This window comes from Clostridium sp. SM-530-WT-3G, from assembly GCF_012843905.1.
In the GTDB taxonomy this organism is placed as follows: Bacteria; Bacillota; Clostridia; order Clostridiales; family Clostridiaceae; genus Clostridium.
In genome coordinates, this window is the sequence record NZ_JABAGC010000002.1 from 43,255 (window position 1) to 67,908 (window position 24,654).

Here is a 24,654-nt window from a genome sequence, read left to right on the forward strand (position 1 = left end):
TATCTAAATGTAGAACTTGGGAGGTGAAACAAATGTTTGAAAGAATCCAAGCAATTATTGCTGATAAGTTAAGCATAGATGAAGCTAGCGTTACTATGGATGCATTATTTATAGATGATTTAAATGCTGATTCATTAGATATCGTTGAGCTTATAATGGCTTTAGAAGATGAACTAGACATGGAAATACCAGATGAAGACGTTGAAAACTTCAAAACAGTTGGAGATGTTGTTAATTATGTAAAAGCTCATCACGAAGAATAACATAATCCCGCTAAATTCTGCGGGATTTTATATTTATAAAATTAGTTTATTCTTGAATTTGTTTATAAGAGCAAGTTGAAGAATAAACTTCAAGGAGTGGAGAAAATGAACAGATATACACTTAAGGAAATTGAAGAACACTTGGGAGTTTATTTTAATAATCCTACATTGTTAAAAACAGCACTTACGCATAGTTCATTTGCTAATCAGTTTAAAGATGCTGAATATAATGAAAGGCTTGAGTTTTTAGGCGATGCAGTTTTACAATTATGTATTACTGAATATCTATTTAATAATTATAAGAATAAAAGTGAAGGTGAGCTTACTAAAATAAGAAGCTTAATAGTATGTGAAAATTCTCTTTTTGAGATTGCTAAAAAATTAAAACTTGGGCAATATATAAGAATGAGCAAAGGTGAAGAGCTTACAGGAGGAAGAGAAAGAACTTCTATACAAGCCGATGCAGTCGAAGCTATTATTGCGGCTGTTTATTTAGATAAAGGTATTGGATTTGTAAGAGACTTTATATTGCTTCATTTTGAAGATATAATTAAGAAAGCTATAAATAATGAAATAGTATTAGACTTTAAAACTAAGCTTCAAGAATTTTTACAAAAAGATGGAGAAGTATTAATTCATTATGAATTAATCAAACATGAAGGGCCACCACATAGAAGAAAATTTTTCACTAACGTTGTGATTGATAATAAGGTCATGGGTGAAGGATGTGGATATAGTAAAAAGGAAGCAGAACAAAATGCTGCAAAAGAAGCTTTGATAAAATTGGATGGGATAAATGAGTAAGAATTATTATATAATACCTATATTTGTACCTCATGAGGGGTGTCCTCATGACTGTGTTTTTTGTAATCAGGATAGAATTACAGGAACTAATAAGGATTCTATAAGAATAGCTGGAGCAGATACTATACAAAAGAAAAATCATGATCATGAAGAAGTAACAGATAAATTTGTTGAGAAAACTATTAAAGATTACCTTGAAACTATAGATCATACACAAGCTACAGTTGAAGTGTCCTTCTTTGGTGGTACATTTACAGGGATAAGAGAAGAAAAGCAACGCGAATTATTAAAAGTAGCAAAAGAATTTAAGGATAAAAAGCTTATTGATAAAATAAGACTTTCAACAAGACCTGATTACATAGATGATTACATACTTACATATTTAAAGGAATATGGTGTGGATATAATAGAGCTTGGAGTTCAGTCTCTAGATGAAGATGTGCTTAAAAAGAGTGCAAGAGGTCATGGGGTTGAGGATGTTATAAAAGCTTCAAAGCTGATAAAAGATTATGGGTTTGTACTAGGACATCAAATAATGCCAGGGCTTCCAGGTGATACTTTCGAGAGAGATATTTACACAACTGAAAAATCTATAAGTATGAAGCCTGATATATGCAGGATATATCCAGCTCTTGTTATTAAAGATACAGCTATGGAAGTAATGTACAATAGAAGAGAGTATATACCTTATACATTAGAAGAAGCTGTTGAAATAAGCAAGAAGATGTATGATATGTATTCTGAGAATAATATAAAAGTCATTCGTATTGGACTTCAGCCAACTGAAACTATAAATGAAAATGGTGATGTTGTTGCAGGGCCATTTCATCCTGCGTTTAGAGAACTTGTTGAGAGTAGTCTTTTAGTTGATAAGATTCTTGAAAATATGAATGAATATGATAAAGGTGAAATTTATATTAATCCTAAGGATATAAGCAAACTTTATGCAAATAAGAAGGCTTATTTTAATAAACTTAATGAAAAAGGAAAGAGTCTCATTGTAAGGCAGGATTCTGATATTGATAGAGGAAGAATTGAACTTTATTTAGATAATAAGAAAGTGGATATAATATACTAGCGAGGGGAAACTCTCGCTTTTAATATATTATTTGAAATTTGGTAATATATACTATAAACTTAAAATAACGAGGAGGGTAAATATGAAGAAGAAGACTAGAGAAAAAATGACGGTAGCTATGGTTGTTTTTATGATTATAGTGTTTATTTTAGGATTATTACCTACTATACTTTTGTAATTTGTAAGGAGTGGGCAGATGTTTTTAAAATCTCTGGAAATAAGAGGATTCAAATCCTTTGCTGATAAAACAGAATTAAAATTTGAGAAAGGTGTAACTGCAGTAGTAGGTCCAAATGGAAGTGGTAAAAGTAATATATCAGATGCAGTAAGATGGGTTTTAGGAGAACAAAGCATAAAGGTACTGAGAGGCGGAAAGATGGAAGATGTAATCTTTGCTGGAACTCAATTTAGAAAACCAGTTGGTCTTGCACAGGTTACTCTTACATTAGATAATAGTGATGAACAGCTTGCAACGGAATATAATGAAGTTACTGTAGCTAGGAGAATATTTAGATCAGGTGAATCTGAATATCTTATAAATAATACAAAATGCAGGCTTAAAGATATTACAAACTTATTTATGGATACTGGAATAGGTAAGGAAGGATACTCTCTCATTGGACAAGGTAAAATAGAAGCTATTTTAAGTGGTAAGCCTGAAGAAAGAAGAGCTCTTCTTGAGGAAGCTGCTGGAATAGTTAAATTTAAGAATAGAAAAGAAGAAGCTGAAAAGAAACTAAGTAATACAGATGATAACTTGGTTAGGATTAATGATATTTTATCTACATATGAAGAAAGATTAGAGCCTTTAAGAATTGAAAGAGAAAAAGCTCTTGAATTCAATGAATTGTCTAAGGGATTAAAGGCTAAGGAAGTTTCACTTATAGTCCATACAATAAAAATTATGGATGATGATTTAAAGATTTTTAATGAAGATTTAAATGAAAAAGTTGAAGCTATAAATTCTAAAAGACAGGAAATTGCTAGTGATAAGGAAAAACTTAAAGAATTAGAAAATAAAATTGAAAATATTGAAAAGAAAACACTAGAAGAAAAAGAAAAATATTATGGTCTTAAAGATATTATTAGTGAAGATGGAAAAAGTATAGAATTATTTCGAGAAAGAATAAAGAACTGTGAAGAAAAAATAAAAAGAAATAATTATGAAATAGAAGATATTTCAGCTAAGATAAATAAATTAATTGAAGATAAGAAACTGTTAGAAGAGGAATTAACATCTAAAATTGATGAACAGAAAGAAAAGACAGAAGAAATTTTAAAATTAGAGACTTTAAATAAAACTGGATTCAATGAATTAAGAAAGATTGAAAATGAACTTAAAAAGTTAAGGGAAGGCGAATTAGAATTTTTAAAGAATAATTCAGATATTAAAAATGAAATTAATATTCTAAGTAGAGATATAGCTTTAAGAGATGAAAAAGAAGAAACTTTAAATGCTTCCATATCATCATTAGAAAATAATATTGTTATAAATAAGGCTACATATAAAGGTCTGTTAAATGACATTGAAATGAAAAAAAATAATATTAGAGAAATTGAATATAGGATTTCAGATAGTAGAAAAAATTTAGTTTCTTTACAAGGTACTCTTACTAAAAAAGAAAATGAAGTTAGAGAATTAAACAGAGTATTAACAAAGTTAGATGCTAATAAGAATATGCTTGAAAACTTAGAAAAGCATTATGAAGGATATAATAGGTCTGTAAAATCACTTATGGAATCAATTCATAAGAATAATATTGTAAATCCAGAGGATACAAAAGTAGTAGGTGAAATATTTAAAGTTGAAAAAACATATGAAACTGCTATTGAAATAGCATTGGGAGCAGCCATATCAAATATAATAACCAAAAATGAACAAATTGCTAAAATTCTTATAGGATATTTAAAGAAAAATAATATTGGTAGAGCTACATTCCTTCCGCTTAATATAATAAAAGGAAAGAAATTAAATCTTGATAAGCGTATTTTAGAGTCTAAAGGATATATAGGAATAGCAAGCGAAATAATATCTTATTCATCTGAATATGATAACATTATGAATTATATACTTGGAAGAACTATAATATGTTCTGATATGGATAGTGCTCTTAATATAGCTAAGATAGGAAATTATTCGTATAAAATAGTGACTTTAGAAGGTGAAGTTGTTAATCCAGGAGGAGCATTAACAGGTGGGAGTATAAAAGGTAAAAATGCTAATGTTCTAGGAAGAAAAAGAGAAATTGAGGAACTAGGAAAAGAAATAGAAGCTAAAAAGGTTTCATATTCTTCATTAGTTAAAGAAACACAAGATATTAAGTTTAAAATAAAGTCTATGGATGAGCAGATTTTAAATGATAGAGATCTTATTCATGAAAAGAATATTGAACTTACTAAGAAGGAAAGTGAAACTAAAGGGCTTCAAAATGATACAGATAAGCTTCAAAGAAACTTAGAAATATCTAGAGAAGAAATTAAGAAGATATTAAGAGAAAAAGAAATAATGTTAGAAAAGCTTTCTAAAAAGCAAAAACATATAGAAGCACTTGAAAGTAAAAATTCTACTAATAAGAGTAAGAGTGTAGAATTAGAGAATATCATAAGCATTAAGAGTGAAGAAGTAAGCAGTAGTGATAATAAGCTTACTGAAATGAAAATTTTAAAAGCAAAACTTGATGAAATAATTGAAGGTAAGAAAAACGACTGTAATAGAATGGAAAAGGATGAACTTGATCTTGAACAGAAGAGTAAAGACCTTAAACAGGAAAATATCTATAATGAAGAGGCAGTAAAGCAACTAAATGAAGATATTAAAGAGAAAAATAGAAGTATAGAAGAAAACAGTATATTAATAAATAAACTTGAAATGAATTTCAAAGATGATGAATTGCTAAAAGAAAAATTAAAAGTAGAATTTAAAGAAAAAGATAATGCTATAAATATTGTTCTTGATGAAATCAGCAGACGTGAAATGGAAGTTAATAAAAGAGAAATAGTAAAAGCTAAAAAAGAAAGTGATAAAGAGCATATATATAAAAAGCTTAATGAAGAGCTTGAACTTACATATGCTGAAGCTCTTGATATGTGTGAACCTGTTGAAGATGAAGAGTTATTAAAGCATGAAATAACAGTAACAAAGAGTAAAATTACAAAGCTTGGCGTTGTTAATTTAGCTGCAATTGAAGAATATGAAGAAATAAAAGATAAATTTGAATTTATGTCATCTCAAGCAGAAGATCTTGAAAAAGCTAAAATGGAGCTTATTTCAGTTATTGAAGAAATGACTAATGAAATGAAAAGTTTATTTAAGGAAAACTTCAAAATATTAAATTATAACTTTAATGAAACATTCAAGGATTTATTCCAAGGGGGAAGTGCAGAGCTTATATTAGGTGAGGGCGATGAACTTACAGCTAATATAGATATAAATGTTGAACCTCCTGGCAAAAAACTTCAAAATATAAATCTTATGTCAGGGGGAGAAAAAGTTTTATCTGCAATAGCATTATTGTTTGCGATACTTAAGATGAAACCTACTCCATTCTGTATTCTAGATGAAATTGAAGCAGCACTTGATGATGCTAATGTATTTAGATATGCTGAATTCTTAAAGAGATTTTCTCATAACACACAATTTATAGTAATAACACATAGAAAAGGAACTATGGAAGCAAGTGATATAATTTATGGTGTAACTATGGAAGAAAAAGGTGTATCCAAAGTTGTATCTGTAGATTTAACTAAAAATATAGAGTAAATAAAATGCTAGGAGGAATTTAAGTTGTTTGGAAATTTATTTAATAAACTTAAAGATGGATTAACTAAAACTAGAGATGGTCTTACAGATAAGATCAATGAAGTATTAAAAATTGCTATTACAATTGATGATGATTTATATGATGAATTAGAAGAAATATTAATTACATCAGATATTGGTATGGATACTACAATTGATATTATTGAAAGATTAAAAACTAAGATACGTAAAGAAAAAATAAATGATCCTCAAGAAGTAAAACCAGCTCTTAAAGAAGTTATAAGGGATATATTAGTTGAGGGGGCTTACGAAGAGGATGATTCTGAAAAGAGAGTTATGCTTGTAATAGGGGTTAATGGTGTAGGGAAGACTACATCAATTGGTAAACTTGCGGCTAAAAATAAAGCTGAAGGTAAAAAGGTTCTTCTTGCAGCTGCGGACACATTTAGAGCAGCTGCTATTGACCAGCTTGAAGTGTGGAGTGAAAGAGCAAATGTTGATATAGTAAAACATCAAGAAGGTTCAGATCCAGCAGCAGTAGTATTTGATGCAATTGAAGCTTCAAAAGCTAGAAATATTGATTTATTAATATGCGACACGGCTGGAAGACTTCATAATAAGAAAAATTTAATGAATGAGCTTGAAAAAATAAATAGAATTATTGATAGAGAACTTGAAGGATATAAAAAAGAAACTCTTCTTGTGTTAGATGCTACAACAGGACAGAATGCAGTTATTCAAGCTAAGCAGTTCATGGAAGCATGTCCTATAGATGGTATTATATTAACTAAACTTGATGGAACCGCAAAAGGTGGTGTTGTAATTTCTATTAAACAGGCTCTTGGTATACCAGTAAGATATATTGGTGTGGGAGAAGGTATTGATGATCTTCAAAAATTTGATGCTGAAAGTTTTGCAGAAGCATTAATTTAATTATTAATTAAGAAATATGTTAAAAATATTATAAAAAAAGTGTTTTTATAATGATAAAAAAATATAAAAAACGTTTCAAAAAAACAAAATTTTTAAAATAGAATAAGTGTTAAGTAAAAGTACTTGACACTTATAAATAATCCTGTTAAAATCTCTTTTGTGGGTAAGGTGATTAAATGGAAGATAGAGTTGAGATTGCGTTACTTATGGATTTATATGGTTCATTATTAACGGAAAAGCAAAGAGATATAATGGATTTATATTATAATGACGATTTATCTTTAGCAGAAATTGCTGAGATTAATAAAACAAGTCGTCAGGCAATCCATGATTTAATCAAAAGATGCTATAAGCAACTTCTATCCTACGAAAGTAAGCTTAACTTACTTCAAAAGAGTGTAAGTAGAGAACAAAAAATTATAGATTTTTTAGAGTTTTTAAAAAGTAAATATTCCATTGATGAAGAGGATATTATACAATATAAAAATAGACTAGAAAATTTATAAGGAGGAGGTAAACATGGCTTTCGAAGGTTTAGGCGAAAAGCTACAGGAGACTTTCAAAAAATTAAGAGGAAAAGGAAAGTTAACTGAAAAAGATATTAAAGAAGCCATGAGAGAAGTAAAGCTTGCCTTATTAGAAGCAGATGTTAACTATAAAGTTGTAAAAAACTTTGTTTCTTCAGTTAGTTCTAAATGTGTAGGAGATGAAGTATTAGAAAGTCTTACACCAGGACAACAAGTAATCAAAGTAGTTAACGAAGAACTTACTAATCTTATGGGTGGAAGTGAAAGTAAACTTAACTACAATAGTAGTGGACCTACAGTTTTAATGATGGTTGGGCTTCAAGGTGCTGGTAAAACTACAATGTGTGGTAAACTCGCATTATCTTTGAGGAAAGAAAATAAAAAGCCATTATTAGTTGCTTGTGACGTATATAGACCAGCAGCTATAAAGCAATTAGAAGTAGTAGGAAAACAAATAGATATACCAGTATTTTCAATGGGAGATAAAGTGAATCCTGTTGATATTGCAAAAGCAGGAATTGCTCATGCAAAAGATAATGGTAATAATATTGTAATCATAGATACTGCAGGTAGACTTCATATTGATGAAGAATTAATGCAGGAATTAAAAGATATAAAAGAAAATGTTAATCCATCAGAAATACTTCTTGTTGTTGACTCAATGACAGGGCAGGATGCTGTAAATGTAGCAGAAAGCTTTAATAATGCTTTAGATGTTACAGGTGTTATCCTTACAAAACTTGATGGTGATACAAGAGGTGGAGCTGCACTTTCAATCAAGAGCATAATTGATAAACCTATCAAATATGTAGGTCTTGGTGAAAAGATGAATGACTTTGAAGTGTTCCATCCTGATAGAATGGCATCTAGAATTCTTGGAATGGGTGATGTGCTATCACTTATAGAAAAAGCTCAAGAAGCCATTGATGAAAAGGAAGCAGCAGATTTAGGAAAGAGAATGTTAAATCAAGAATTTAACTTCGATGATTACCTAATGGCTATGGAGCAGATGAAAAAGCTTGGACCTTTAAATAAAATTTTAGAAATGATTCCTGGTATGAACTCAAAAGAACTTCAAGGAGTAGATTTTGAGAAAGGTCAGGAGGCTATGGATAGAACTAGAGCAATTATTCAATCTATGACTGCTAAAGAAAGAAGAAATCCTGATATATTAAATAAGGAAAAGTCAAGAAAGAATAGAATAGCTAAGGGTTCTGGAACTACAGTTCAAGAAGTTAATAAACTCATGAAGAGTTACGAAATGATGAAAAAGCAGATGAAGCAGATGAAATCATTCCAAAAACAAGCTAAAAAAGGCGGATTATTTGGTAAGTTACCTTTCTAGAGTTGAAATATAATATTATCCTTTAAAGGAGGTGAAATAAACATGGCAGTAAAAATCAGATTAAGAAGAATGGGTGCTCACAAAGCTCCTTTCTATAGAGTTGTTGTTGCAGATTCAAGATCTCCAAGAGATGGTAAGTTCATCGATGAAATTGGATACTACAACCCATTAACTGAACCAGTTGAGTTCAAAGTTGATGAAGAAAAAGCTAGCAAATGGTTAGCTAACGGTGCACAACCAACAAACGTAGTTAAAAGACTTTTCGACAACGCAGGTCTTACTAAGTAATTTTGGAGGTGAATTCTGTAATTAGTACATACTAATTATAGACGTTTATGAAGGAGTTAGTTGAATATTTAGCTAAATCCCTTGTTGATAATCCGGATGCTGTTACTGTTAATGAAGTGGATGGAGAGCAATCTCTTATACTAGAGTTAAAAGTAGCCCCAGATGATATGGGAAAAGTAATTGGTAAACAAGGAAGAATTGCAAAAGCTATACGTACAGTAGTAAAGGCAGCAGCAGTGAAACAGCATAAACGCGTTATAGTAGAAATCATCTAAAATAGAGAGTTAGGTTTATCCTAACTCTTTTTGTTTTATTTTTTATAAATTTAGGATATAATGTTTTAGATAAAGAAAAATATTTTTAACAGATAAACTTTTAATATTAGCAGAGCAATGATTCATTATTTACGTAGTTTAATAAATAATGAGACTTTTTTGAGTAAAATGTATCTTTGTAAACATCTGAAACTGCTAACTGTTAACTGTTAACTGTTAACTGAAAAAAATACGGGGTGAAAAGTTTGCAAAAAAAATTATTTAAAATTGGTCAAATTATAAATACTCATGGAATTAAAGGTGAAGTTAAAGTATACCCATTAACTGAAGATGTTCAAAAGTATAAGAGACTTAAAACTGTTTTAGTTGGTGGAGTAGATATGAATATACAAGGTGTTAAGTTTCAAAAGGACAGAGTAATATTAAAACTTGAAGGTGTTGATACTATGAATGATGCTGAAACTTATAAGCAAAAGTACATAGAAATCCCACGTGAAAGTGAACCTGAATTACCACCAGATACTTATTATGTTTCAGATTTAAAGGAATGCATAGTGTATGACACAAATGACAAGGAAATAGGAAGAGTTTTTGATGTTATAAGTACTCCTAATAATGATGTATACTGGATTAAACAACCTAAAGAGGTATTAATTCCAGTACTTAGAGATATAGTTCTTAGTGTTGATATTGATGAAAAGAAAATAGTTATAAGACCAGTAGGTGAATGGCAAGATGAAGATTAGTATTTTGACTCTTTTTCCAGAAATGTTTTCGATTTTTGATCATAGCATAATTGGAAGGGCAAGAGAAAATAAAATTGTTGATTTAAATGTATTCAATATAAGAGATTATACATTAAATAAGCATAAAAAAGTTGATGATTATCCATATGGTGGAGGAGCTGGTATGGTTATGGCACCTCAACCTATAGTAGATTGTATAAGAGCAGTAAAGAAAGAACGCAATGGTAAGGTTATATTCCTTGGGCCTAGAGGTAAAACTTTTAATCAGCAGATGGCAAATGATCTTTCAAAAGAAGAAAGCCTTATATTCTTATGTGGACACTATGAAGGCATAGATGAGAGAGTTTATAAACATGTGGATATGGAAATATCTTTAGGTGATTTTGTTCTTACTGGAGGAGAAATGGCGGCTATTCCTGTAATTGATTCAGTTTTACGACTTATACCAGGAGTTCTTGGAAAACAGGAAAGTTTTATGGAAGAATCTTTCTATGATGGACTTTTAGAATATCCTCAGTATACAAGGCCGGAAGAATTTGAAGGGGAGAGGGTTCCTGATGTGCTTTTATCAGGTCATCATGAAAATATAAGAAAGTGGAGAAGACTTCAATCTCTTGAAATAACAAAGGAAAGAAGACCTGACTTATATAAAAATATAACTTTTACCAAAGAAGATATTAAGATTCTAAAAAAAGCCAAAGAATGTAAATAAAAATAAATCTTTTTTGTTGAAATGCAAAAAAATATGTGGTATTATAGATTTTGTGCTAGTACGGGCGTTCCTCTGTCTACATGAAAAACTGTGTTAAGAACGTCAAATTATCGTTAAGGAGGGAATGCACAATGAACGAAATAATTAGAGCTATTGAAGCTGAACAAATCAGAACTGACTTACCTAAATTTGCAATCGGAGATACTATAAAGGTATATGTTAAGATTCAAGAAGGTAACAAAGAAAGAATCCAAATGTTCGAAGGAACTGTAATCAAGAAACAAAACGGTGGTTTAAGAGAAACTTTCACTGTAAGAAGAGTTGCTTACGGTACTGGAGTTGAAAGAACATTCCCAATGAATGCGCCAATCATCGACAAAATCGAAATCACTAGAAAAGGTAAAGTAAGAAGAGCTAAACTTTACTACTTAAGAGATAGAGTTGGTAAGGCTGCTAAAGTTAAAGAATTATTAACTAGATAGTATATAAAAAAAGGGGACTGAAAAGTCCTTTTTTTTATTATAAAAGTAAATTATAAAAAAATAATATTTTATAAATTAGGATATATTATATAAAAATATAGATTAAATCTAATAAGAAGTAAGAGTTAAGGTATTTAAGTTTAAAATTTTTAAAATAGCTGTTGATAAATATAATAATTTTTTTAATTACCATCTTTTACTTATTAATTATAAATAAAAGGAGGAATTCATATGGCAATAAATTGGTTTCCAGGGCATATGAGAAAAACTCAAAGAGAAATCAAGGAAAATTTAAAGTTGGTAGATGCTGTAATTGAAATAAGAGATGCAAGAATACCAAGAGCATCTGCAAACCCTGATATTGATAAATTATTAGAAGGAAAACCAAGACTTATTCTTTTAAATAAAAGTGATCTTACAGATAGCAAAGTAACAAAAGAATGGATTAATTATTTAAGTAATGACAATGTAAAAGTACTTGAAGTTAATTGTTTAAAAGGTGATGGACTTAAAGCAATTAAACCTGCCCTTATGAATTTATTAAAAGAAAAACATGATAGATTAAAAGCAAAAGGTATGGTGAAAATAATTACTAGAGTAATGGTAGTAGGTATACCTAATGTTGGTAAATCTACATTTATAAACAAAATGGCTAGAAATAATATTGCAAAGACAGGAGATAGACCAGGGGTTACTAAGAGTAAGCAATGGATTAAAACTGCTATTGGTATCGAGCTTTTAGATACACCAGGAGTACTATGGCCTAAGTTTGAAGATGAGAAAACAGCCTTGAATTTAGCGTTCACAGGAGCTATTAAAGACGAAATAATGGATATAGAAGAATTATCCTTAAAACTTGTTGAAAGACTTCAGAATAATTATGAGGCGGAATTAAAAGCAAGATATAAATTAGATGAAGTATACGAAAATCCATTAGATACTTTAGATGCAATTGGAAAGAAGAGAGGGACTTTAATATCAAAAGGGGAAATTGACTACAATAGACTTGCTGTTATACTTCTTGATGAATTTAGAGGTGGAAAGATTGGTAAGATTTCTTTAGAAAGGCCAGTTGAAGAAGAAAAAATACAAGAGGAAAATGATGGAGATAATTAATAATGATATTAAGTCTTTTCCTTTTGCATACATAAAAGAAGAAGTATCTAAAGTATGTGTTATTGAAGCTTATAAAAGTGGAGAAATACAAAAGATATTGTCATGGCTTGGAAGTGATACAAGAAAAAATGTATTAACATTAAGGGCTAAAATAGAAAAAGAAATTTCTGCTTATGTTAAAGAAGTGGAAAGAGTTAAAAAAATGTATGAGTTTGATAGATCATTTGGAAATTATAAATATGTTGCAGGTGTAGATGAAGTAGGTAGAGGACCCCTTGCAGGGCCTATTGTTGCATGTGCAGTTATGCTTGATTTGGAAGTATGTGATGATGATCTTATACTTTATTTAAATGATTCAAAGAAAGTGAAAGAATCAAAAAGAGAAGAACTAGCAGAAATAATTAAGAAAAAAGCACTATGTTATCATATAGCTGTATCCTCAAATAAAGAGATAGATGAAAAGGGAATTGCATTTGCTAATAATAAAGTGTTTTTAGAAAGCTGTAATTCTCTTAATATAAAACCTGATTTAGTTCTTTCTGACGGATATCTTGTGAAAAATATAGAAATAGAGAATAAATCAGTAGTAAAAGGTGATACTAAAAGTGCATGTATAGCCGCAGCTTCTATAGTAGCTAAGGTATATAGAGATAATTTAATGCATGAATATGCTAAAAAATATCCCCATTATGATTTTGAACATAATGTAGGATATGGTACTTCAAAACATATTGAAGGACTTAAGAACTATGGAAAAAGTGAAATTCATAGGGAGAGTTTCTTATCGAATTTATTATAAATAATAAAAAGACAAAAAAGCTGGTTATAGTTAAGAACTGTAACCAGCTTTTTTGCTGAATAAATATTAAAAAATAAAATCACAGTAAGACGTTAAGGAAGTTAGGATTAAAGTGATATTATGAAAATTAATTAATTCTGAAAGCATCTTTTATATGATTAATAATATATGAATCATCTTTATAATTCATATATACCTCTATTACGTCAAATCTTATATTCATATTATATATATTTTTATATAGTAAATAAAATTTTGTTACATTTATTATTGATTTTTGTTTGGAATAATTTACGGATTCTTTTGGGGGGCCATATTGGTATGAATAACGACTTTTTACTTCTATGATAATTATTGTATCGTTTTTTGAACAGATAATATCTATTTCGCCAGAGCGATTTCTAAAATTGCAGTCTAAAATGTTATATCCATTTTTTAATAAGAATTTTTGAGCTATTTTTTCAGAGTTATTTCCTACTAATTTATTGAAATGTTTCAATGTTAATACTCCTTGATTCTACTTGAAATTAAATTTTATTAAAATTATTTATAAGTATTGACTGTATGAAAAAAATTAATCAAATTAAATGTTTTTTTATAATTATGGAATTAAAAATTATTTGAATGTCTATAATCATTCATAAGGTGGTGATATATAAATGGCAGTTAAAATAATAAGTGCAACTCATAATGGACTTGAAGGTTTTTTGATTAATGTTGAAGTTGATATTGAAAAAGGACTTCCACAATTTATAATTGTAGGACTTCCTGATACTTCTGTAAAAGAAGCAAAGGAAAGAGTAAGAGCTGCAATAGTAAATTCAGGTTATAAATTTCCACTTGGCAGAATTACTATTAATCTTGCACCTGCAGATGTTAGAAAGATAGGATCTTTACTTGATCTACCAATGGCAATAGGAATACTTATGGAAAGTGGACAGATTGAAAAAAATAATATGAATGAATACATAGTATTTGGAGAATTATCTCTATTTGGAGAACTAAAAAGTATTAAGGGAACAATACCAATAATAGTTCAAGGAATTCGTGAAAAAATAAAAAAATTTATATTTCCTTTTGACAATATGAAAGAAAGTGTTTATTTTGATGAGGGTGAATATTATCCTTTTAGGAATTTAAGTGAAGTGATTTCATTTATTAAATTTAATGATATTCTACCAATGAAGGCAGAGATAAAGGATGAAGTAGAAGAATGTGACTCAGATGTTGATTTTGGAATGATAATGGGGCATTATTCATCTAAAAGAGCGTTAGAAATTGCAGCGGCGGGAAAGCATAATATAATTTTATATGGTGATCCTGGTTGTGGAAAGACCATGCTGGCAAAAGCGCTTATATCAATAATGCCAGATTTGAGTAAAGAAGAATTAATTGAAATTGCTAAAATACATAGTGTGGCAGGAATTATAAATGGTGATAAAAATATAACTAAAAGACCATTTAGATCTCCTCATCATACAACTACAAGGTCAGCACTTATTGGAGGAGGAAAAGAGATAGTACCAGGAGAAATAACATTAGCACATAATGGAGTTTTATTCTTGGATGAAATATTACAATTTAAAAAAGAAGCACTTGAAGCTTTGAGGGAACCACTAGAAGAAAAATTTATTAATATAAATCGAGTAAGTGGATCATATACAATGCCATGTGACTTTTTGCTTATAGGAGCTTTTAATCCAACTGAATCAAATAGAGAAAGTATATGTTTAGAAGATTCATTCTATAGCAATGATATTATAAAAAAATACTCTAAAAAATTTTCAAATGCATTACTTGATAGAATTGATATTTTAAATTTTGTGCCAAGACTGGCTTATGATGAAATTAATTATAAGAAAGATTATTATTCATCAAAAGTTATGAAAGAAAACGTAATGAAAGCAAGATTTGTTCAGGAAAAAAGATTTAAATATACAAAGTATAGATATAATTCTGAAATAAAAGGAAAAGACATTTTTGAAATATGTAAAATAAACACAAAGTGTTCTGAGATTTTAAAGTATTATTATAATAACACAAAAATGTCTCTTAGAGGATATGGGAAAATAGTCAAATTAGCGAGAACTATAGCTGATATTGATAATAAACATGATATTTCAGAAGAGCATGTTTTAGAAGCTATTAGTTATAGAAAAAATATTAATGGAGAAATTATATAGGAAGGATTTTAGCTATGAATTATGATTTGTGGTTTATAATGCTTGACATAAGTAATCGAATGAAATATAAATTGATAGATACATATGAAAAAAGTGAAAATATTTACAATAATTATGAGGATATAGTTAATAGTGATGATGTAATTTCAAAAAAATTAAAAAAATATAAGAAAAGCGATTTCTATGAAAAAGTACAGAAGTTAGAAGAACAATTATATAAAAATAATATAAAATATATAACTGGTGCTAATCCTTTGTATAAAGACAAATTAGATGGGATTTTACAAAAGCCTTTTCATTTATTTTTTAAGGGAAATATCGAGGTTATAAATAAAAAATCAGTAGCAATTGTCGGGGCAAGAAAATGTTCAAAATATGGATTTGCATCAACAAAACTCTTGACAAAGGAGCTTATTACTAATAATATATCGCTTATAAGCGGAGGTGCACGAGGAATAGATTCCATTGCACATAAAACAGCCTTGGAAAACGGGGGTGTAAATATTTCTGTAATGGGATGTGGACTCGATAGAACCTATCCATATGAAAATAAAATGCTCTTTTCAAAAATACAAGAAAAAGGTGTGCTGTTATCTGAATATTTACCTGGTACTAAACCAAATTCTTATAATTTCCCACAAAGAAATAGAATAATAAGTGGTTTGGCTGATACTGTAATAGTGATAGAAGCTTCAGAAAAAAGTGGCTCTCTTATAACAGCAGACTTAGCATTGAAACAAGATAAAAGAGTTATCGCGGTTCCAGGCTCAATATTTTATAGTGGAGCAGAAGGCTCTAATAATTTGATTAATAGAGAAGGTGTAGAGGCATTTTCAACTATAGAAAACTTTAGACAGTTATTAAATTTTGACCATGTTAATATAACGCCTATGGATTTTACACCAGAAAAAAGTGATATATTAGATATATTATCTGATACACCTATACATATAGATGATATTTTTAAGAACACATCTGTGGATAAAGGTGCTCTCTATGCATTGTTATTTGAAATGCAGATTAAAAATCAAATAATTTGTTTGCCTGGAAATTATTATGTAAAAATAATATAAAGTATATAGGGGGTGAATACTTCATAATTTTATGAAGTTAGCTATGGGTCAAAAACTTGTAATTGTAGAATCGCCAGCAAAAGCAAAAACAATTGGAAAATATTTAGGAAAGAACTATGTTGTAGAGGCTTCTATGGGTCATGTTAGAGATCTTCCTAAAAGTAGGTTGGGGGTTGATATAGAAAATAATTATACTCCAAAGTATATTACTATAAGAGGAAAAGGTGAATTAATTGATAAACTAAGAAAAGCTGCTAAAAAAGCAGATAAAGTTTACCTTGCAACTGACCCTGATAGAGAAGGAGAAGCAATTTCTTGGCATTTAGCAAATATTTTAAAAATAGCTGAAGATGAAACTTGTAGAATTGTATTCAATGAGGTTACTAAAACAGCAGTAAAAGCGTCTATAAAAGAAGCGCGTAAAATAAATCTTGATTTAGTGGATGCACAACAAGCTAGGAGAGTGCTAGATAGATTAGTGGGATATGAAATAAGTCCTATTCTTTGGAAAAATGTAAAATGGGGTTTAAGTGCAGGAAGAGTACAGTCTGCAGCTTTAAAACTTATATGTGATAGAGAAAGGGAAATTAAAGAATTTATTCCTAAAGAATATTGGTCAATAGATTGTATCCTTAAAAAGGAAAGAAAAAAATTCCCTATAAGATTATCAACATATAAGGGTAGTAAAATAGAAATTGCAGATGAACAAACTACAAATAACATAATAAAAGAACTTGAAGGAGGAAGCTTTGTAGTTAAAGCTATAAAGAAGGGGAAAAAGAATAGAAATCCATTACCTCCATTTACAACAAGTACACTTCAACAGGATGCAAATAAAAAGTTAAATTATAACACTAAGAAAACAATGTCTGTTGCACAGGTTCTTTATGAAGGTGTAGAAGTAAAAGGCTTTGGAACTGTAGGCTTAATAACCTATATGAGAACAGATTCTGTTAGAATAGCAGATGAAGCACAAGCAAAAGCTATGGACTTTATTGAAAATACTTATGGAAAAGAATATTTACCTGCTAGTAAAAGAGTGTATAAAGGAAAGAAGAATATTCAGGATGCTCATGAAGCTATAAGACCAACTTATGTTGAGATAACTCCAGAAATAGCTAAGGAAAATCTTACACCTGAACAATATAAATTATATTCACTTATATGGAAAAGATTTGTTGCTAGTCAGATGTCTTCATGTGAATTAGATACAAATTCAATAGACATAATGAATGGAGATTATAAATTTAAAGCATCTGGATCAGTTATAAATTTTGATGGTTTTATGAAAGTGTATGAATATTCTAATGAAGAAGATGAAAATTCTGTTACACTTCCAGTATTAGAAGAAAATGAAGAATTAAAAACTGCAAAGCTTGAAGGAAGCCAGCATTTTACACAGCCAGCTCCAAGATATACAGAAGCATCATTTGTAAAGCTTTTGGAGGAAAAAGGCATAGGAAGACCTAGTACTTATGTACCTACAATATCTACTTTGTTAGGAAGAAATTATGTTGTACGTGAAAAGAAAAATTTAATACCAACAGAACTAGGGGAAATTGTAAATGATATCTTAGGAGAATATTTCAAACAGATAGTAGATGTTGATTTTACAGCTGATATGGAAAGAAAGCTTGATAATGTTGAGGAAGGTAAAGAAGAGTGGACTAAAGTAGTTGGAGAATTCTTTGAACCATTAAAGGTAGCTATAGATAAAGCTGAAAAGGAAATATCAAAAGTAGTTATTGAAGATAAAGTTAGCGATGTAAAGTGTGAAAAATGCGGACGAATGATGGTTATAAAGCGAGGACGTTATGGTGAATTCTTGGCATGCCCTGGATACCCAGAATGTAAGAATGCAAAACCAATAGTTGAGGAATTAGATGTTCCATGTCCTGAATGTGGAAAGCCTATAGTAGCAAAGAAAAGTAAAAAAGGAAAGAAGTTTTTTGGATGTTCAGGTTACCCAGAATGTACTTTCGTAAGCTGGTATGAACCAGTAAAGGAAAAATGCCCTAAATGTAATTCATATATGGTTTTAAAATATTCAAAATCAAAGGGTAAATATATTCAATGTTCGAACAGTGAATGTGGCTACAAAGAGGAAATAAAAGAGGAAAATAAGGAAGAAAATTAAATATAAATTAGATGACATAATTTTATAGGTATATACAATTTTGTCGAAACTGCTTAAAATACTGTTGAAAACCCAAAATTTCTATGTTAAACTTAGGTTAATGGATATTTGTAAAATAATTCAATAAAATATGAATTTTCAAACAATTATGTTACTTTTTATGTTTTAGAAGTTGCCTAGGAGGATAAATTATGTCATCACTATTAAATAAGACAAGGATGCTGAATAATATTTTACAAAAATCTGGTACAGAACCGGTAGTGTTTCAAGATATATGTAAGCTTTTAAGTGAAGTTTTAGAGTGTAATGTTTACATAATAAGCAGAAAAGGTAAAGTGCTTGGATATACATTTGGAAAAGATTTTGAATGTGAGGCTATGAAGAAGAAGGTAATCGAAGATAAAAGATTCCCTGAAGACTATAATAAGACTCTTATGAATGTAAATGAAGCGATAGCCAATGTTCCTAATGAAGGTAGATGCGTTTTTGAAGAAATAGGAAAATGTAAAAAAGTAGATAAATTATCTACGGTAATTCCTATTATTGGAAACAGAGAAAGGTTAGGAACTCTGATACTTGCCAGATTTGGCAATGCATTTACTGATGATGATTTAGTATTAGTTGAGTATAGTGCTACAATTGTAGGAATGGAAATGCTTAGAGCAATGCAGGACGAATTAGAAGAGGAAGCGAGAAAGAAAGCAGTAGTACAACTTGCAATTGGAACTCTTTCGTATTCGGAATTAGAAGCAGTTGAACATATATTTAATGAACTTAACGGTAATGAAGGATTGCTTGTTGCATCTAAAATAGCAGATAAAGTTGGAATAACTCGTAGTGTTATAGTAAATGCCTTAAGAAAGTTTGAAAGTGCGGGAGTTATTGAATCGCGCTCTCTTGGAATGAAGGGTACATATATTAGAATTCTAAATGAAAAGTTAGTAGAAGAATTAAAAAGAATAAAATAATTCTTCTTACACTATATAGCAGTTTTAATAATAAAGAATATTATTAAAGCTGCTATTTTTTTGTATAGAAATATTATAAATGTTAAATATATAAATTGTAATGCTTTAAAAGTATTTTGTTATGTATTTACTACGATAAATAACAATTATATTGTCATAAAAGTACAGTATGATGTCTTTTGACATAAAGCATTAAAAAAAGAAAAATTTTTGTTGATAGGATAGATACCTTGTGATATACTATCTAAGGTAATAAATACACACACTATCCAATTCATAAATATGGTGACTCTATTTAGAGGGAATTTATGAGCTAAAGATAGTGGAGGTAAAAACCAAGGAGGTAACAAAATGTCAGTAATATCAATGAAACAATTATTAGAAGCAGGTGTACATTTCGGACACCAAACTAGAAGATGGAATCCTAAAATGGCTCCATATATCTTCACAGAAAGAAACGGAATCTATATAATAGATTTACAAAAAACAGTTAAGAAAGCTGAAGAAGCTTACAACTTCATAAAAGAAGTAGCTGCAGAAGGTAAAGATATATTATTCGTAGGAACTAAGAAACAAGCTCAAGAAGCTATCCAAGAAGAAGCTGTAAGAAGTAACATGCACTTCGTAAACAACAGATGGTTAGGTGGAATGTTAACAAACTTCACTACTATCAAGAGCAGAATCAGAAAGTTAGAAGAAATCGAAAAAATGCAAGAAGATGGTACTTTTGAAGTTCTTCCAAAGAAAGAAGTTATCAAATTAAAGGGAGAATTAGAAAAGTTAGAAAAGAATCTTGGCGGTATCAGAAACTTAGATGCTTCAAACGTTGGAGCTATGTTCGTAGTTGACCCAAGAAAAGAAAAGAATGCTATATCAGAAGCTAAAATTTTAGGAATACCAGTAGTTGCTATCGTAGATACTAACTGCGATCCTGAAGAAGTTGATTACGTAATCCCAGGTAACGATGATGCTATCAGAGCTGTTAAATTAATAACTGCTAAAATGGCTGATGCTATTATCGAAGGAAGACAAGGCGAACAATTAGCTGAATAATTTAGATATACAAAAGGGTGAGTGAAGGCCACTTCAGTTGCCCTTTTGCTAAATTATACGGATTACTTTTTAATATTGAGGAGGAATTTATAATGGCAAATATAAGTGCACAATTAGTTAAAGAACTAAGAGAAATGACTGGAGCTAAAATGATGGATTGTAAAAAAGCTCTAGTTGCTACTGAAGGAAACATCGATAAGGCTATCGAATTTTTAAGAGAAAAAGGACTTGCAGATGCAGCTAAAAAATCAGGAAGAGTTGCTGCTGAAGGTATAGTTAAGACATATATTTCAGAAGATAAGAAAGCTGGAGCAGTTTTAGAATTCAACTGTGAAACTGACTTCGTTGCTGCAAATGACGAATTTATAGCATTTGCTGACAGATTAGCTCAAATGGTAGTTGAAAAGAATCCTGCAAATGTTGAAGCTTTATCAAACGAAATGTTCGATGAAAACACAACTGTTGCTGATGCTTTAAAAGCATTAATCGCTAAATTAGGTGAAAACATGACTATCAGAAGATTCACTAGATTCTCTATTGAAAACGGAATAGTTAAGAGCTACATCCACGGTGGTGGAAGAATCGGAGTTTTAGTAGAATTAGGATGCGATACTAATAGCGACGTTTTAGATGAAGTTGCTAAAGAAGTATGTATGCAAATAGCTGCTGCAAACCCATTATTCTTAAGTGAAGATCAAGTAGATGCTGCTTCAATTGAAAAAGAAAAAGAAATCTACAGAGTTCAAGCTTTAAATGAAGGAAAACCAGAAAATATCGTTGAAAAAATGGTAGAAGGTAGAATTAAGAAGTACTACAAAGAAGTTTGTCTTTTAGACCAACTTTGGGTTAAAGATAACGACAAGACAATTGCTAAGTTCTTAGCAGAAAAATCTAAAGAAGTAGGTTCTCCAATCTCTATAACAAGATTCGTTAGATATGAAAGAGGAGAAGGAATCGAAGTTGAAAAAGTAGACTTTGCTGCTGAAGTTGCTGCGCAAATGGGTAAATAGTTTTCAACTAAAGAGAGAACACTTTGTGTTCTCTTTTTTTGAAAATATACATAAAAATTAATATGAGCTTTTTAATATATCAGGAGGTAATTTGAAATGTCAGAATGTAAATACAAGAGAGTAATATTAAAACTTTCAGGAGAAGCTTTAGCTGGAACAAATGGATTCGGGTTTGATTTTAATGTTTGTAAGAGAATTGCATTAGAAATAAAAGAACTTGTTGACATGGGAGTTGAAGTAGGTGCTGTTGTCGGCGGAGGAAACATATGGAGAGGCAGAAGTGGTGAAGGTATGGATAGAACTACTGCTGATTATATGGGAATGATGGCTACTTGCATTAATGCTTTAGCACTTCAAGATTCATTAGAACAAGTTGGTGTTAAGACAAGAGTGCAAACTGCTATAGAAATGAAAGAAATAGCAGAACCATTTATAAGAAGAAGAGCAATGAGACACTTAGAAAAAGGAAGAGTAGTTATATTTGCAGCTGGTACAGGTAATCCTTATTTCTCAACTGATACTACTGCAGCACTTAGAGCGGCGGAAATAGAAGCTGATGTTATTTTATTAGCTAAAAAAGTTGATGGAGTATATGATAAAGATCCTCATAAGTATTCAGATGCTAAAAAATATGATAAACTATCATATATAGAAGTATTAGAACAAGGATTACAAGTTATGGATTCAACAGCAACTTCATTATGTATGGATAACGAAATGCCAATACTTGTATTTGCTTTAGATGAGCCTGGTAATATTAAAAAAGCTATTTACGGTGAACCAATAGGTACATTAGTATCAAAAAAATAGGAGGTATATCATGATTAAAGACATTATTAAAACTGCAGAAGAAAAAATGCATAAGACAATTTCTGTACTAGAAGAAGACTTAGCGACAATGAAAGCTGGAAGAGCAAATCCTACAATGCTTGATAAGATTCAAGTTGAGTATTATGGAAGCATGTGTCCACTAAGCCAAGTGGCAAATGTTTCAGCTCCAGAACCAAGAGTGCTTATGATAACTCCATGGGAAAAACCATTATTAAAAGATATTGAAAGAGCAATATTAAAATCAGATTTAGGCATGAACCCATCAAATGATGGTTCAGTAATAAGACTAGTTGTTCCTGAATTAACAGAAGAAACAAGAAAAGCTCTTGTTAAGAAGGTTAAGAAAACAGGAGAAGATGCTAAAGTAGCTATAAGATCTATAAGAAAGAATGCTAATGATAAGATTAAAGCATTAAAGAAAGATTCTGATATATCAGAAGATGAAATTAAAAAAGGCGAAGATCAAGTTCAAAAGAAAACTGATGCAGTAGTTAAAGAAATAGATGTTATAATAACAGCAAAAGAAAAAGAGGTTATGTCTGTATAATTCTCAAAAAAACCTGCTTTTAGCAGGTTTTTTAATTAATATTGATAAATTATCTTTACCTTATGTATAGGGGGGAAATGATGTTAAAGTTATTTAAATCAAAAGAAAGTGAAAATCAAGATATTGTATTAGATATGGATAGAATACCTAATCATATTGCAATAATTATGGATGGTAATGGAAGATGGGCTAAAGAAAGAGGTCTTCCAAGAGGTATGGGACATAAAGCAGGAGTTGAAACAATTAGAATAGTACTTAAGGAAGCTGTTAGATTAGGTGTTAAAAACTTAACATTATATGCATTTTCAACTGAAAACTGGGCAAGGCCTAAGGAAGAAGTTAGAGGTATAATGAAGCTTTTGGTTACATATTTAAAAAAAGAATTAAAAGAATGTAATGAAAATGGTGTGAAGATGAACGTCTTAGGAGACATTACAAGACTTCCAGAAGAATGTCAAGTTGCTCTTCATGAGGCTTTAGAAACTACTAAAAATAATACTACAATTAATCTTAACTTTGCATTAAACTATGGTGGAAGAGCTGAGATAGTTAGAGCATTTAAGCTTATTACAGAAGATATTAATAAAAATAAGATTTCTGAAGAAGATATTAATGAAGAGCTTATAAGTAGTTATTTATATACTAGTGGAATTCCAGATCCAGATATAATTATAAGACCATCTGGTGAGCAAAGATTAAGTAATTTCTTATTATGGCAGTGTGCATATTCGGAATTCTGGTATTCTAATATAAATTGGCCAGATTTTAAAGAAGAAGATTTAAGACGTGCGATATACGATTTTCAAAATAGAGATAGACGTTTTGGAAAAGTTAAGTAGAAGGGAGTGTGTACTTTGAAATCTAATAATAGATATTTAGGTGCAGCAATGATTGCTCCATTTATAATTTTTATTTTTCTTGGAGGAATATATCTCAAATGCTTTATTTTTGCATTATCTCTAATGGCTATGTGGGAATTTTATAATGCACTTAAGGCAAAAGAATTTAAACCTGTAGCAATAGCTGGTTATGCTCTTTTAATTTTATATTATCTTATAAATAATAACTTTGAGAAGATGATGTATATATTAGTTGCTGCTACATTTATATTACTTATAATTCCTGTAATAAATCTTAAGTATACATTTATAGATATATCTTTGACATTGCTTGGGTTTATGTATGGCGGTATATTATTTAGCACTGTATATTTAGTAAATGCTAAACCATCAGGAGCATTTTTAGTATGGCTTATATTTATTGGTTCATGGCTTTCTGATACTGCAGCATATTATAGTGGAAGATTTTTTGGAAAACATAAATTATGTCCAAAGGTATCACCTAAGAAAACAGTAGAAGGTTCTATAGGAGGGCTTATTGGAGCAACAATATTCAGTGGAATATATGGGATTATAATTTCAAGATATACAAACGTAATGCCTGTAATTCATTACTTTCTTATAGGAGCTTTATGTGGAATCTTTGGTCAATTTGGAGATTTGGTTGCGTCTTCTATAAAAAGATATGTGGGAATAAAAGATTATAGTAATCTTATTCCAGGTCATGGTGGTATTCTTGATAGATTTGACAGTATAATATTTTCAGCAACAGTAATATTTTATTACTTAACATTTATTGTGAAAATATAATTTAAATCATAAATTTCTAATGGAAATTTTATTGTCCATTAGAAATTTATGATTTTTTATTTTGTATTAATTTTA

26 protein-coding genes are annotated in these 24,654 nt (G+C 29.8%); 25 read left to right on the top strand and 1 reads right to left on the bottom strand.

From position 1 onward, the window contains the following. Window positions 1–32: 32 nt before the first annotated feature. The 15 genes from acpP to HF850_RS01215 all read left to right on the top strand — a co-directional run bounded on the left by acpP (window position 33) and on the right by HF850_RS01215 (window position 13,128). Window positions 33–263, top strand: a complete 231-nt coding sequence (acpP, locus tag HF850_RS01150) for an acyl carrier protein (protein WP_169103653.1) — start codon at window positions 33–35, stop codon at window positions 261–263. A gap of 105 nt (window positions 264–368) precedes the next feature. Further along, a complete protein-coding gene (gene rnc, locus HF850_RS01155) occupies window positions 369–1,067 on the top strand; it encodes a ribonuclease III (RefSeq protein ID WP_169103654.1) in 699 nt (232 codons plus the stop codon). Further along, entirely contained in the window at window positions 1,060–2,145 is a 1,086-nt protein-coding gene (locus tag HF850_RS01160) for a radical SAM protein (protein WP_169103655.1), read from the top strand. Before rnc ends, HF850_RS01160 begins: the two co-directional genes overlap by 8 nt. A gap of 82 nt (window positions 2,146–2,227) precedes the next feature. After that, the gene (locus HF850_RS15465) at window positions 2,228–2,323 is read left to right on the top strand and encodes a DUF4044 domain-containing protein (RefSeq protein ID WP_206151552.1); all 96 of its coding nucleotides are present in this window, start codon (window positions 2,228–2,230) and stop codon (window positions 2,321–2,323) included. An 18-nt stretch (window positions 2,324–2,341) separates the two neighbouring features. Further along, complete coding sequence (gene smc / locus HF850_RS01165; RefSeq protein ID WP_169103656.1) at window positions 2,342–5,905, top strand: chromosome segregation protein SMC; 3,564 nt, start codon at window positions 2,342–2,344, stop codon at window positions 5,903–5,905. 24 nt (window positions 5,906–5,929) lie between these two features. After that, window positions 5,930–6,838 carry a signal recognition particle-docking protein FtsY gene (ftsY, locus tag HF850_RS01170; protein WP_169103657.1) on the top strand — a complete coding sequence of 303 codons (909 nt, stop codon included), beginning with the start codon at window positions 5,930–5,932 and terminating at the stop codon, window positions 6,836–6,838. Window positions 6,839–7,014: 176 nt separating this feature from the next. After that, on the top strand, window positions 7,015–7,344 hold the full coding sequence (locus HF850_RS01175) for a putative DNA-binding protein (protein WP_169103658.1): 330 nt from the start codon (window positions 7,015–7,017) through the stop codon (window positions 7,342–7,344). A 13-nt stretch (window positions 7,345–7,357) separates the two neighbouring features. Further along, on the top strand, window positions 7,358–8,710 hold the full coding sequence (gene ffh, locus HF850_RS01180) for a signal recognition particle protein (RefSeq protein WP_169103659.1): 1,353 nt from the start codon (window positions 7,358–7,360) through the stop codon (window positions 8,708–8,710). Window positions 8,711–8,752: 42 nt separating this feature from the next. Next, a complete protein-coding gene (rpsP, locus tag HF850_RS01185; RefSeq protein WP_169103660.1) occupies window positions 8,753–8,998 on the top strand; it encodes a 30S ribosomal protein S16 in 246 nt (81 codons plus the stop codon). Between the two features lie 47 nt (window positions 8,999–9,045). Beyond that, window positions 9,046–9,273 carry a KH domain-containing protein gene (locus HF850_RS01190; RefSeq protein ID WP_169103661.1) on the top strand — a complete coding sequence of 76 codons (228 nt, stop codon included), beginning with the start codon at window positions 9,046–9,048 and terminating at the stop codon, window positions 9,271–9,273. Between the two features lie 245 nt (window positions 9,274–9,518). After that, window positions 9,519–10,019: a ribosome maturation factor RimM gene (rimM, locus tag HF850_RS01195; protein WP_169103662.1), complete on the top strand. Its 501-nt coding sequence runs from the start codon at window positions 9,519–9,521 to the stop codon at window positions 10,017–10,019. Next, a complete protein-coding gene (gene trmD / locus HF850_RS01200; RefSeq protein ID WP_169103663.1) occupies window positions 10,009–10,731 on the top strand; it encodes a tRNA (guanosine(37)-N1)-methyltransferase TrmD in 723 nt (240 codons plus the stop codon). The genes rimM and trmD overlap by 11 nt, the downstream gene beginning before the upstream one ends. A gap of 131 nt (window positions 10,732–10,862) precedes the next feature. Further along, complete coding sequence (gene rplS, locus HF850_RS01205; protein WP_169103664.1) at window positions 10,863–11,213, top strand: 50S ribosomal protein L19; 351 nt, start codon at window positions 10,863–10,865, stop codon at window positions 11,211–11,213. A 231-nt stretch (window positions 11,214–11,444) separates the two neighbouring features. Beyond that, the gene (gene ylqF / locus HF850_RS01210) at window positions 11,445–12,329 is read left to right on the top strand and encodes a ribosome biogenesis GTPase YlqF (protein ID WP_169103665.1); all 885 of its coding nucleotides are present in this window, start codon (window positions 11,445–11,447) and stop codon (window positions 12,327–12,329) included. Beyond that, window positions 12,316–13,128, top strand: a complete 813-nt coding sequence (locus tag HF850_RS01215; RefSeq protein WP_169103666.1) for a ribonuclease HII — start codon at window positions 12,316–12,318, stop codon at window positions 13,126–13,128. The genes ylqF and HF850_RS01215 overlap by 14 nt, the downstream gene beginning before the upstream one ends. A gap of 127 nt (window positions 13,129–13,255) precedes the next feature. On the opposite strand, the gene HF850_RS01220 is transcribed toward HF850_RS01215, so the two are convergent. Beyond that, window positions 13,256–13,627 carry a YraN family protein gene (locus HF850_RS01220; protein WP_169103667.1) on the bottom strand — a complete coding sequence of 124 codons (372 nt, stop codon included), beginning with the start codon at window positions 13,625–13,627 and terminating at the stop codon, window positions 13,256–13,258. A 160-nt stretch (window positions 13,628–13,787) separates the two neighbouring features. Between HF850_RS01220 and HF850_RS01225 the strand changes: the two genes are divergently transcribed. From HF850_RS01225 to HF850_RS01270, 10 genes are all read left to right on the top strand, one after another. After that, entirely contained in the window at window positions 13,788–15,311 is a 1,524-nt protein-coding gene (locus tag HF850_RS01225; RefSeq protein ID WP_169103668.1) for a YifB family Mg chelatase-like AAA ATPase, read from the top strand. A 14-nt stretch (window positions 15,312–15,325) separates the two neighbouring features. Continuing rightward, a complete protein-coding gene (dprA, locus tag HF850_RS01230; protein ID WP_169103669.1) occupies window positions 15,326–16,384 on the top strand; it encodes a DNA-processing protein DprA in 1,059 nt (352 codons plus the stop codon). Window positions 16,385–16,427: 43 nt separating this feature from the next. Next, window positions 16,428–18,521: a type I DNA topoisomerase gene (gene topA / locus HF850_RS01235; RefSeq protein ID WP_169103776.1), complete on the top strand. Its 2,094-nt coding sequence runs from the start codon at window positions 16,428–16,430 to the stop codon at window positions 18,519–18,521. A 191-nt stretch (window positions 18,522–18,712) separates the two neighbouring features. Beyond that, entirely contained in the window at window positions 18,713–19,489 is a 777-nt protein-coding gene (codY, locus tag HF850_RS01240) for a GTP-sensing pleiotropic transcriptional regulator CodY (protein ID WP_169103670.1), read from the top strand. Window positions 19,490–19,840: 351 nt separating this feature from the next. Continuing rightward, complete coding sequence (rpsB, locus tag HF850_RS01245) at window positions 19,841–20,542, top strand: 30S ribosomal protein S2 (RefSeq protein WP_169103671.1); 702 nt, start codon at window positions 19,841–19,843, stop codon at window positions 20,540–20,542. A gap of 92 nt (window positions 20,543–20,634) precedes the next feature. Beyond that, a complete protein-coding gene (tsf, locus tag HF850_RS01250; RefSeq protein WP_169103672.1) occupies window positions 20,635–21,552 on the top strand; it encodes a translation elongation factor Ts in 918 nt (305 codons plus the stop codon). A 96-nt stretch (window positions 21,553–21,648) separates the two neighbouring features. Next, complete coding sequence (gene pyrH, locus HF850_RS01255; protein WP_169103673.1) at window positions 21,649–22,362, top strand: UMP kinase; 714 nt, start codon at window positions 21,649–21,651, stop codon at window positions 22,360–22,362. Window positions 22,363–22,372: 10 nt separating this feature from the next. Beyond that, window positions 22,373–22,930 carry a ribosome recycling factor gene (frr, locus tag HF850_RS01260; RefSeq protein ID WP_169103674.1) on the top strand — a complete coding sequence of 186 codons (558 nt, stop codon included), beginning with the start codon at window positions 22,373–22,375 and terminating at the stop codon, window positions 22,928–22,930. Between the two features lie 80 nt (window positions 22,931–23,010). Further along, a complete protein-coding gene (locus HF850_RS01265) occupies window positions 23,011–23,769 on the top strand; it encodes an isoprenyl transferase (protein ID WP_169103675.1) in 759 nt (252 codons plus the stop codon). A gap of 15 nt (window positions 23,770–23,784) precedes the next feature. Continuing rightward, window positions 23,785–24,579: a phosphatidate cytidylyltransferase gene (locus HF850_RS01270; RefSeq protein WP_169103676.1), complete on the top strand. Its 795-nt coding sequence runs from the start codon at window positions 23,785–23,787 to the stop codon at window positions 24,577–24,579. The last annotated feature ends 75 nt before the right edge of the window (window positions 24,580–24,654 follow it).